Below are 10,997 nucleotides of genomic sequence, written 5' to 3'. Positions count from 1 at the left end.
TCAACGCTCCTTCACATAGTGGCCAGGTGCCGGATAGAGCGCGGGATATCCCTTGTCGGGCGATCCCATCGGGGGAGGCGGGACGGGCTCGCTCGAATGGTCGACCAGCCATTCGCCCCAGGCGGTCCACCAGCTTCCCTCATGCGGCTCGGCGCGCGTAAGCCATTCCTCCGCGTCGAGCACGGGGCCGTCTTCCACACGATCGAGCACGCTGTAGCGACGCCCCCTGTGGCCCGGCTCCGATACAATGCCGGCATTGTGACCGCCGCTTGTCAGCACGAAGCGGATGGAGGCCGGGGAGAGCATGTGGATCTTGTGGACCGACTTCCACGGCGCGACATGGTCGCGTTCGGTTCCTACGATGAACATCGGTTTGCGCAGCGCCGACAGGGAAATAGCCCGGCCGTCGACCTTGTATTTGCCTTCGGCCAGATCATCATCGAGAAACAGACGGCGCAGATACTGGCTGTGCATGGCATAAGGCATGCGCGTGCCGTCGGCGTTCCACGCCATGAGATCGTTCATGGGCGCACGCTCGCCCATCAGATATTCGGTGAGGATCCGCGACCAGACGAGATCGTTCGAACGCAGAATCTCGAACGCACCGCCCATCTGGCTGCTGTCGAGATAGCCCCGGCTCCACATCATGTTCTCGAGCAGATTGAGCTGGGACTCATCGATGAAAAGGCCAAGTTCTCCGGGTTCGCTGAACTCGGTCTGGGCCGCGAGCAGGGTGACGCTCGCCAGCCTGTCGTCGCCATCGCGCGCCATTGCGGCTGCGGCGATGGACAGCAATGTGCCCCCGAGACAATAACCCAGCGCGTGGATATGCGCGTCGCCGCAGATCGCGTGGATGGCATCGATCGCTGCCATCGCGCCCAGCCGTCGATAGGCGTCCATGTCGAGGTTGCGGTCGGCGCTGCCCGGATTGTGCCAGGAGATGGCGAAGACCGTGTAACCCTGGCCCACCAGCCAGCGGACCAGCGAATTGTCCGGCGAAAGATCGAGAATATAATATTTCATGATCCAGGCGGGCACGATCAGCACCGGCTCCGGATGGACCATCCCGCTCGTCGGTTCATACTGGATCAGTTCGATCAGTTCGTTGCGATAGACGACCTTTCCTGGCGTCGCGGCAACAGTCTCGCCAACCGGGAACGCCTCAACTCCCGCCGGTGATTCCCCTCGTGCAAGGCGGCTCATGTCCTCGAAAAGATGCTCGATGCCGTCGATGAGGCAGCGCCCGCCTGTTTCGACGATCCGCTTCTGGAGCACGGGATTCGCCGCGATAATGTTCGTCGGCGCGACGATGTCGAGGATTTGGCGGGCCGCGAACGCAACCATGTCTTCATGATGACGGTCCACGCCCTTTATGCCCGTCGTGGCGGCGTGCCACCATTGCTGGGTCAGCAGAAATGCCTGCACGAGAAGATCATAGGGCTGTTCCCGCCAGGCAGGGTCGTCGAAGCGGCGGTCCTGGGGCAGCGGCTCGATTGCGGGAAGGGTGTCGGGATCGCCGGCGCGCCGGGCTGCATAATCAGCCAGTCGCATATATTTGCGACCCAGCTTGGTAGCCAGTTGCAACTGCCTGCCCGGAGAGATGGCGAGATGGAGCGCCCAGTCCGACCATGCCTGAACAAGCGTTGCGGGAGACAGGCCATGCGTTGCCTGAGCCACCATGGCAGCCGCTGCGTGATCGAGCGTCTCGGCGAGGCCGTCGAGGGGGTCGGTTTGGTGTTCATCGATCGACATGCTCAATCTCCTGCGGCGGCAGAGCGGCAATGCCTGCGAGCAGGCGAGTCCCTCTGCTGTGTTTCTTTGCGCAGGCGCTCGGCAGCCTGCAGAAAGGTTAAGTACCTCCCCTTTGAGGTTCACCGCGGCGGAGCGCATGGCTCGCCGTGGAGCAAAGTCTCGACGATGGTCTCTGCGATGAGAATTCGGGCGGCGTCCTCAGGGATCTCGGGAGCAAGCGATCGCAGGACAGTAGGAAAGCTGGCGGGTTGATTGGCAGCGGCGCTCAGCAACGCGAAAAAGAGCGCAGGGTGACTGGCCCTGATTATGCCCTGAGCGATTCCGGCCTCGTAAAGCGTCCGACAACTTTCATAGGCAGGATGGATCAGTTGTTCCGTAACCAATGTCGACCGCTCAGACCTATCCGCTGCGTGCCGAACGACAAAATCCCTCACATAGGGATGGTCCGAATAAAAATAGATTATGCGCGTAATCGCGTCGCAAAGTCGGTCATGAACCGAACGGCTATCGTCTGAGGCAATCTTGGAAATTTCCGCGATTATTCCGGTCGTGCTCTGTGTTATCGCTTCCAGGCAGGCTTTCCAGAGTTGAGCTTTGCTTCCGAAATGCACGCGGATGAGGTTTTGACTGACGCCAGCGGCCGATGCGATTCCTCTCAGATCTGCGCGCTCGAACCCGTCATGCGAAAATGCGCAGATGGCAGCCGCCAGCAATTCCTGTCTGCCACCAACCATATCCTTCTGCCTGCGGCCTCGGGGCGACGGGAGAGGATGAATGGCGACCTCTGTCGGCATGTAGACTCCATGATATGTTCAATTGAACATATATTATGGGTTGCACTTGCACAATGCCTGTTCGGCCGAAAAATCGAACGATCAGCAGAGGATGGGCGAAGCGCCTCTGAAAATACGGCAGTCCCGCTGGTGAGTGATCGCGACGCCTGGCGTCGATCAGACACCTTTAACACGCAGTGCTCGCTCCCATCACAACCGGGCCGCCGGGGCGACGAGTTCATAACCGAACTGCAGCGCCTCGCGGCTCCGCATTGAGCGCGATCTCAAGAATATGGAACAGAGTGGAGAGGCTGCGGAAGCTGAAGCCCGCACGCCCCGAGCTTCGCCTCGCTCGAAGAGGTAACGCAGCGGCCGAGGTCATCGGGCTATCCGTTCATCCTCGCGGCGACCGGGCGAACCCAAGCCCAGCGAAACTAGCCGACTCTCGTCCGTCTCGGGAGGCGCCACGGTCGCTGCTTCCCGCTGAGGGTGTCGCACGGAAACCGAGTATCCATACTTGAACGATCGTTCCCGAATCGCTATACATGACCTATGGCAAGACCTCGGGAATTCGACACGGATGCTGCCCTGGACGGTGCGATCACCGTGTTCAGCGAGCATGGATATGAGGGCAGTTCGGCGCAGATGCTCGTGGACGCCATGGGCATTGGGCGGCAGAGCCTCTACGCGGCCTTCGGCGACAAGTGGCAGCTCTATTGCGCGGCGGTGCGGCGCTACGGCATGGGCGAATGCGCGGCGCATTTCGAGGCGCTTCGCAGCGGCGCGCGCGCCATTGACGGGATCGGGGCCATGCTGCGGCGCGTCGTGGAGACAGCAGCCACGCCCTGTCTCGGCGTCGGCTCGACCTGCGAGTTCGGCGCATCGCGGCCGGACCTTGTCGATATCCATGCAGCACTGGGCAGGACGTTGCACATGGCCATCGCCTCGCGCATGCGCGACGCGCAGCGTGAGGGCGATGTTGCAGCCAGCCTCGATCCCGAGGCTCTCGCGCAATTCCTGATCGCCAATATCGCCGGGATCCGCGTCGCCGGGCGTGGCGGCGCCGACCGATCAACCCTGGCTGCCCTGCAGGAGATGGTCATGCGCGCGCTGCGCTGACCCCTTTTTTGAACAATTATTGAACGATCATTCAAGATAGGAGAAAGACATGCGAGCAGTGGTGATGACCGCGACCGGTGGCCGCGAGGTGCTGGAGCAGATCGAGCGACCGGAGCCTGTCGCCGGGCCGGGCGAGGCGCTGGTCGAGATCGCGGTTGCCGGGGTCAACTTCATGGATATCGGCGTGCGTCAGGGGATTGCCTGGACTGACATGCCCAATCCCAAGATCCTGGGCGTCGAAGGCGTCGGTCGAGTTCTGGCAGTCGGCGAAGGCGTCGAGGCTGTTCAGCCCGGCCAGCGTGTCGCCTGGGTCTATGCGCCCGGCAGTTATGCTGAGCGGGTCGCGATCCCGGCAACGTCGCTGGTGCCGGTTCCCGATGCGGTCGACGATCGAACGGCGGCCTCGATCATGATGCAGGGGCTGACCGCCAGCCATTTCGCGACCGACTTCTATCCGGTCCTGCCCGGTGATATCGCCTTCGTTCACGCTGCGGCAGGAGGTCTTGGCCTGCTCCTGACCCAGATCATCAAGTTGCGCGGCGGCCAGGTGATCGGTCGGGTCTCATCTGAAGAAAAGGTCGCCACCGCCCGGGAGGCGGGCGCCGACCACGTCATTGTCGATACGGAAGGGCGATTTGCCGAAGAGGCCCTGCGCCTGACCGATGGAGAGGGCGTCCATGTCGTCTATGATGGATCGGGACCGACAACGTTTCAGGGTTCACTCGACGTCCTGCGCCGGTCGGGCACCTTCTGCTGGTATGGCCCGGTGCTGGGTGGGCCAGGGCCACTCGATATCATGAGCCTGCCCAGGAGCATCAAGATCGGCTACGCCGTCTTCTTCGACCATATCCATACCCCGGAACTGCTTCGCAAGCATGCCGCGCAGCTCTTCCAGTGGGTCGCGGACGGCAGGCTCAAGGTCCGGATCGGCTGCGAATATGCCCTTGCGGATGCGGCGAAGGCCCACGCGGATATGGAGAGCCGCAGGACCACCGGAAAGTTGGTGCTGATCCCGTGAGCGCTCGGGTCGCCATGGTGTTCGGGGGATCGCGTGGCATTGGCGCCGCCATCGCAAACCGGCTCGCCGGAGATGGTTTCGATCTGGCGCTGACCTATGTCTCGCAACCTGATCGCGCCGCTGAGGTTGTCCAAGCGATCAACGGCCTGGGACGCAGCGCCATCGCGATTCAGGCTGATAGCGCCGATGCCGATGCTATCACCGCATCAGTGGCGCATGCGGTCGATCGGTTGGGCATGCTCGACGTCGTGGTTGTCAATGCCGGCGTCCTTCGCCGCGCGACAATCGAGGCGTTCACGCTCGAGGATCTCGACCTGATGCTCGACGTCAACGTGCGCGGCGTCTTCCTCGCCATCCAGGCTTCGACCGCGCGGATGCGCGATGGCGGGCGCGTGATCACGATCGGCAGCAACACCGCTATTCGAACTGGCTCGCAGGGCAGCAGCGTCTACGCCATGACCAAGGCCGCCGTCGCGACCATGGTCAAGGGCGTCGCTCTCGACCTCGCGCCCCGGCGTATCACGGTCAACAACATCCAGCCGGGACCGATCGAAACCGATCTGACGGCTGCGATGGTTCCGCGCCTGCGCGACCTCATTCCACTTGGGCGGGTCGGCAAAGCGGAGGAGGTCGCGTCGCTCGTTTCCTATCTGATTAGCCCGGCGGCTGGTTACATGACGGGTGCCAGTCTGACGATCGATGGCGGGTATGTGCTCTAGCGATCGCCACGAAATACTGCAGTTCGGTCGATGACGACGAGAATTGCCGGGCGCCCTTCTCATGATTGACGTTCTGCGCATTCTCTCAATTCTATTGGACGTCGACTGGGTAAGGCATCGCCCTTAAAGGGGCGCGGAAGGGATCACATTGATGTTTACGGACGAAGAGCGGATCAAAGGGTCGGCGAAGCTGCCCGCCCATAGCCGGCACTCCCATGCGCCGCTCAAACTTCTCGCGGAGATGGCTGCCGAACATGGCCGTGAACTCGTCGCTTTGTTCTACGATACGCTGCTTCGTGACCAGGAGGCTGCCCAGTTCCTGAACCACGCTGTGGTGCAGGAGAGGCTCAGCTCTTCCCTCATTGAGTGGCTCACGCAGTTGTTTTCCGGACAGGACATTCGCGACTCCCCCGAAAAGCAGGCCCGCCAGAAGATCATTGGCGAAGTCCACGCTCGCATCAAGATTCCGGTCCATCTCGTAATGACAGGCGCGCTGGTGATCAAGACACGGCTCGCTGAATTGCTGCAGGGTCAGGCAGTCGATCCGTTGGTAGGCATTCGCGCGCTTCAACTTGCTGATGCGCGAATGGACACGGCCGTCATGCTCATCAGCCAGTCCTATGTAAAGGACACCACGGCAAGAGCGAGACTAGATGAAGCCTATCGGCTCTTCTCTCTGGATCAGGACGCTGCAGTCGACAAAGAGACGCAGCGCGCCAGCCTGATGGAGTGGAGCCAGAACACACTGTTCGCGCTTCTGCAAGCTGGCCCTGGTGGCGGGTTGCTCCGCTTGGGCGATTCCGCCTTCGGACTTTGGCTTCGGCATCGGGCACAGTTCATGTTTGAGCAATCGGCGCAGTTCAGCACTGTGGTCCGACTTGTCGAGCGCATCGATGAGATGCTCCTGCCAGAGCTGGATGCTCCCCGTAAGCGTCAGGATGGCTCATCCGCCTTGGCGGATTTGCGCGCCGCAGTTGACGAAATTTCCTTCCTGGTCGCTGATCTCTTCCAGACATTAAGCACCATGGAAGGAGGACGCGATCCGCTGACCCGTGCCCTTAACCGCCGTTTCCTGCCTGCCATACTTGGCCGCGAGGTCACATTCGCGAAGGAGAACGGGACAGCGCTCAGCGTCATGCTGGTCGATATCGACCACTTCAAGGCGATCAATGATCGGCACGGCCATCAGGTCGGTGATGAAGTCCTCCGGCAGGTGGCACAAGTGATCGTCGGGAATGTCCGGGCGACGGACTTCGTTTTCCGGTACGGGGGCGAGGAGTTCCTGATCGTCCTAGTCGAGACAGGCATCGAGGCTGCGGCCAACATAGCGGAGCGCATTCGGGCAGATATGGAGGGCCATATTTTCGAAACGGGAAGCTCGGGCGGCCTCAGTGTCACCGCGTCGATCGGCATTGCCCTGCATTCCGGCCATCCCGATCAGAAATTCCTGATCAAGGCCGCGGATGAGGCACTCTATCGGGCCAAGGCCGCAGGTCGCAACACGGTGGAACTCGCCCCGATTTATGGAGAAGGCGGGAAGGGGATTTGGCCGCTTGCCACATGACGTTCTTTACACCCAGATGTTTACGGGCATCAGGCTCCAAGTTTCCTGGATTTATCGGTGGCGGTATCGCTCGAGACCGCCACTTGCGTGGCTTGCATAACCAATCTCCCATGCTGCCCGAACATGGGAGGCACGGTAGGGATTGGCGTGACGCGGCAAGCCGGCCTGTGCGGCCTTCAGACCCCATCGATATGCATGGTCGAATTGCACTGATGGGCTCCTTCCCGATGAACCGATTGCCCGGCGACGGCGGCGGAGCATAATCGCGCCGACTGCCAGAACGAACAGGCCAAGCGCTCCTTTGCATTCCAGTTCCGTGTTTTCGCTGAAATCAGGAGACGACATTGCGACGCAAGCTCGTCAATGCGAGTGTGGCGAGCCTCTTTTCGCCTACGCCATTGCCGGAAAACTTGCTCATGGCCAAATCTATGGTGCGGACAAGCGCGTCGTCAGTGCGATCTGCCGCTGTCGATTTGCGCGCGTAGTGCTGCCTTACTCGCCCCAAAACAAGCGAAAGGAGACGGGCATCTTTAGGGCTCGCGATACGCCGTAGTCTTTGCAGTTCGTCGAGAGAAATTCCGACGCGTGTGTCGCGCAAAATCTCAAGCAAAGGAGTTGACGTATCGCCGCCGATCTCTATTAGCCTGGGTGTCAGCAGGCCGATACGATCCAGCATCGTGTTGATCCATTTGGCGGTGTCGGGCATGTGGCGCAAACCTGCTCGCCCGGCAAGATCGCGCCAACCGGCGCGCATCAAACGCAAGCTTGCCTTTTCAGCTCCAATCGTGCGGACGGCCTCCAGAACCAGCACCGCTAGCAGCGCACCGACCACTTGCGCGATTGCGGCGTTGGCGAAAAATGTAAAGCTTGACGAGTAAACAGCATCCAAGCCCATCAAGCCGGGCAGGGCCAGGATCATGCCGATTGCGATGGCTGCTGTGCGGCGATTGACCATCATGGTGCCTATCGTCAGAAAAGCCGGAGCCATGACGGCAATCAGGACGGCAAAATCGGTCACGCGTGGCAGGATCGCGAAGGCATAAACAGCGGCGACGACCACCGCGGCGCATGTACCTTGCCAGACCTTCCAGGCCGTTGGTGCCGGGTCATCCATATTGCTGAAAAGAGCGCAAATGATGCTGGCAATGACGACAGCGCCGGCGCCAGCAGGCCAAGCCGCAATGATCCAGAAGGCGCAGCCGATCAGAACCGTCATAGTTGTGGTCAAAGCCCCGCGAAAGGCCAGCCCGTGATCACGGTGCAGCATGCGCTTGCCCGCATTTTGAACCGCTGCCTGGGTCCGCTTTGACACAATGATGCCTTTCTGCGCCATGGCATCGCGTAACTCGCGGCAAACCGCATGAACGGCGATCAATTCGGCCAATCGGTCGAGCAGGCTGAGTTCGAGAGCCGCCTTCCAAGGGACAAATTTCGCACAATCGGGCTCACACGCCCGTGCACGTCGACGCAGAATGTCAACCTCCGACATGGTGCAGCCCTGTTCCGCTCCGGCCAGCCAAAGAACCGCATCCTCCAGCAGCTCTTTCACTGGACTGGGAAGGCCGCCATTGACCTGAAGCTGCTGAACACGGTCCTCCACCGCGCTCGCCAGCGGCAAAAGCAGGCATAATTGTGTTTCCAGGGCGCGTAGCATGCCGGCCTTGAGGCGATGCCTGCTGCTTTCGAAAGGAAGATGGGCGGAAAGTTGGTGCAGTTCGTGAATATCGGTTGCGAGCTGGCGCCGATCCCGGGCGACGAGAACATCGCTTTGCTGATGCGTCAATGAATCGCGCGTCCACCGCTCGGCATCGGCTAGGATCACGTCAATCCGCGCCATCATCCGGGCTGATACCGTCCTTGGGAAGACGAGGCTATGGACCAGCGTCGCCGAGATAATCCCGATAGCAATCTCCTGGGTCCTCAGGCTCGCTACGGTGAAGATCGTCGCAGGAACGTCTACTGTCGGAAGGGCGATAATGCCGGCAGTGTACCCGGCCAGCAGGAAAGTATAGGCGCGCGGCGTTCGGTCGAGAAGAGCAACATAGGTGCATAGTCCCAACCAGGCGGCGAGCGCGAGACAGAGAAGTTCAGGGACATTGCCCAAGGTCGGCACTAAAACGATGGCCACAAGTGCTCCCACGACCGTACCGAACAGCCGGAAAATCGCTTTGGAGGAAACAGCGCCGGCCAAGGGCTGAGCGACGATATAGCTTGTTATGATGGCCCAGTAAGGACGCTCCAGTCCTATACGCAGGGCAATGTAGTACGCCATGATCGCAGAAAGGAACGCCTTGAGCGTGAACAGCGCATCATTACCGCCCAATTTAGTGAACGTCATGACCGAAACTGACTTAAGCGTTCTCACGCGAACAAACGGGTATCACCGCCCCCATGCAGCAAAGACCCAATTCTAACCGTTTTGATGTGCTCCGGTGGGAATAGCGCCGCTAGCGCCAACCGGGGACAGTAAGCGACAGCGGATTGGGCTCGCCAGTTCAGGCCGATCCGCGTGATTGCCGTATGCCTGGTCCCAATAGAGCTACTCGCGTCCATCCGCGCGCAGCACGTCGAGCTGGCGAGCGAGGTCCTGGTCGGCGGTGGACATGCGCGCATATCCGATCCGTCATGTGCCGGGCCGACCGGACAGTAGCAGCTATGTTCAACATTCATGATTGGGCAGGAATTGTCCGATCGCGCCTTCCAGCGCAGGGTGTCGACAGTCGAATGGTGCAAAGGGCCGACTTTTGGATTGCTGCTGGCGGCGTTTATCGGAAAGCATTTTATGACCCATGCTGTTACCGAGGGAGTCTCCGGTCGCGCGTGTCCAGAACTGAAAGCGCAAGTAGCCGCCGCTGATTTACGCGACTAGCCATCTCGATACGATGGTACTCGGACTGCCATTCGGCCGGTGGGCTGCTGCTCTTGGACGAGAGGCTACGCCCAAGGAAGGAAGCTACGACCTTTGCTATTGCGGGAGCATCTCAAGCGATCGAGTCAAGGGTGCTGCGCAACACCTCTGCGGACGCGAGCAGCGCCAAGCGCTCATCAGGCCGGAGATCGGGTTCCAGCACGCGCAGCACACCTTGTGCGCCGATAAGGCATGGTAGGCTCAGGTAGAGGTCGTTCAGACCGAACGCTCCGGTTAGTCGTGCGGAGATGGGCAGCACCACACGTTCATCGCGGTGGACCGCCTCGCAGATGCGCACGATCGCAGTAGCTACGCCATAGGAGGTAAAGCCCTTGCCATGGTTGATTGTGTAACCGGCACGCATCACGTCGCGCGCTATTGCGGCTCGGTCGATCATACGCCCATCAAGAAAAGCATCGAGCGCTACCCCACCGATGCGCACGGTAGAAAAGGCGGCGACCTCGCTATCGCCATGCTCCCCTAAGACCAATGCTTCAACAGTAGCGGGAGCGATGCCGAGCTCTTCCGCGATTCGCTGCCGGAATCTATTGCTGTCAAGGAGGGTGCCGGTGCCGATCACACGTTCGGGTGGGAGACCGGACGCCTGCTGCGCTACTTGTGCCATCGCATCCGCCGGGTTGGAGGCGACGACGATCACTCCGTCGAACCCGACCGCTTTCACCTCATCGATGCAGGCACGCACAATCTCGGCGCTTTTGCCCGCGATGGACGTACGGGTTTCGTCGCCATGAGTCGCGGCTCCCGCTGTCAAGACCAGAATATCCGCCTTCGCTACATCGGCATATTCGCCTGCCCAAATGCGGGTCGGTCGTGCAATGGCATTGGCATCGCCAATGTCGGCTGCCTCTGCCATCGCTCGCTCTTTACTCGCGTCGATCAGCACGATCTCGGTGAACAAGCCACGCAGCATCAACGCGTACGCGGCGGTAGCGCCGACGTTTCCGCTACCGATAATCGCGACGCGGGATGACGTCGGACGAGAAGATTTGGACAAGATCGATCCCTTCGGTTCAAGCGATGTCTATGTGGCCGACGCTATTTTACGCCGCACCGCCAATACTACCAATCCACCGCAGTCGGTCGGCTCGCCCGCCGCGGCAATCGGACCGTTGCCAAGGCGCAA

At 60.7% G+C, this 10,997-nt stretch carries 8 protein-coding genes; 4 read left to right on the top strand and 4 right to left on the bottom strand.

What is annotated here, in order from left to right; translation table 11 throughout:
• Both VHN57_RS25440 and VHN57_RS25435 read right to left on the bottom strand, forming a co-directional pair.
• Positions 1-1,752, bottom strand: coding sequence for a PHA/PHB synthase family protein (locus VHN57_RS25440; protein WP_004207062.1), 1,752 nt, complete (start codon positions 1,750-1,752; stop codon positions 1-3).
• A gap of 119 nt (positions 1,753-1,871) precedes the next feature.
• The gene (locus VHN57_RS25435; RefSeq protein ID WP_017503672.1) at positions 1,872-2,546 is read right to left on the bottom strand and encodes a TetR/AcrR family transcriptional regulator; all 675 of its coding nucleotides are present in this window, start codon (positions 2,544-2,546) and stop codon (positions 1,872-1,874) included.
• A 531-nt stretch (positions 2,547-3,077) separates the two neighbouring features.
• Between VHN57_RS25435 and VHN57_RS25430 the strand changes: the two genes are divergently transcribed.
• The 4 genes from VHN57_RS25430 (at position 3,078) to VHN57_RS25415 (ending at position 6,945) form a co-directional block, all read left to right on the top strand.
• Entirely contained in the window at positions 3,078-3,644 is a 567-nt protein-coding gene (locus VHN57_RS25430; protein ID WP_004207065.1) for a TetR/AcrR family transcriptional regulator, read from the top strand.
• A gap of 49 nt (positions 3,645-3,693) precedes the next feature.
• Complete coding sequence (locus VHN57_RS25425; RefSeq protein ID WP_423286325.1) at positions 3,694-4,662, top strand: quinone oxidoreductase family protein; 969 nt, start codon at positions 3,694-3,696, stop codon at positions 4,660-4,662.
• A 14-nt stretch (positions 4,663-4,676) separates the two neighbouring features.
• Positions 4,677-5,381 (top strand): SDR family oxidoreductase, encoded by a 705-nt coding sequence (locus tag VHN57_RS25420; protein ID WP_017503671.1) that lies wholly within the window; start codon positions 4,677-4,679, stop codon positions 5,379-5,381.
• A gap of 151 nt (positions 5,382-5,532) precedes the next feature.
• Positions 5,533-6,945, top strand: a complete 1,413-nt coding sequence (locus VHN57_RS25415) for a diguanylate cyclase (protein ID WP_036526763.1) — start codon at positions 5,533-5,535, stop codon at positions 6,943-6,945.
• Positions 6,946-7,276: 331 nt separating this feature from the next.
• On the opposite strand, the gene VHN57_RS25410 is transcribed toward VHN57_RS25415, so the two are convergent.
• Both VHN57_RS25410 and VHN57_RS25405 read right to left on the bottom strand, forming a co-directional pair.
• Entirely contained in the window at positions 7,277-9,283 is a 2,007-nt protein-coding gene (locus tag VHN57_RS25410) for an FUSC family protein (protein ID WP_036526760.1), read from the bottom strand.
• 643 nt (positions 9,284-9,926) lie between these two features.
• Positions 9,927-10,868, bottom strand: coding sequence for an L-lactate dehydrogenase (locus VHN57_RS25405; protein ID WP_036526759.1), 942 nt, complete (start codon positions 10,866-10,868; stop codon positions 9,927-9,929).
• Between the last annotated feature and the right edge of the window lie 129 nt (positions 10,869-10,997).

The organism is Sphingobium salicis subsp. salicis (assembly GCF_049472635.1).
Taxonomy (GTDB): Bacteria; Pseudomonadota; Alphaproteobacteria; order Sphingomonadales; family Sphingomonadaceae; genus Sphingobium; species Sphingobium yanoikuyae_A.
This window is presented reverse-complemented; position numbering and strand designations above follow the sequence as displayed.

What these genes read in the sequence shown, in the direction of transcription:
- VHN57_RS25420 (WP_017503671.1), top strand. Translation starts at nt 4,677, where the DNA reads ATGGTGTTCGGGGGATCGCGTGGCATTGGCGCCGCCATCGCAAACCGG.
- VHN57_RS25440 (WP_004207062.1), bottom strand. Translation starts at nt 1,752, where the DNA reads ATGTCGATCGATGAACACCAAACCGACCCCCTCGACGGCCTCGCCGAG.
- VHN57_RS25410 (WP_036526760.1), bottom strand. Translation starts at nt 9,283, where the DNA reads ATGACGTTCACTAAATTGGGCGGTAATGATGCGCTGTTCACGCTCAAG.
- VHN57_RS25415 (WP_036526763.1), top strand. Translation starts at nt 5,533, where the DNA reads ATGTTTACGGACGAAGAGCGGATCAAAGGGTCGGCGAAGCTGCCCGCC.
- VHN57_RS25430 (WP_004207065.1), top strand. Translation starts at nt 3,078, where the DNA reads ATGGCAAGACCTCGGGAATTCGACACGGATGCTGCCCTGGACGGTGCG.
- VHN57_RS25435 (WP_017503672.1), bottom strand. Translation starts at nt 2,546, where the DNA reads ATGCCGACAGAGGTCGCCATTCATCCTCTCCCGTCGCCCCGAGGCCGC.
- VHN57_RS25425 (WP_423286325.1), top strand. Translation starts at nt 3,694, where the DNA reads ATGCGAGCAGTGGTGATGACCGCGACCGGTGGCCGCGAGGTGCTGGAG.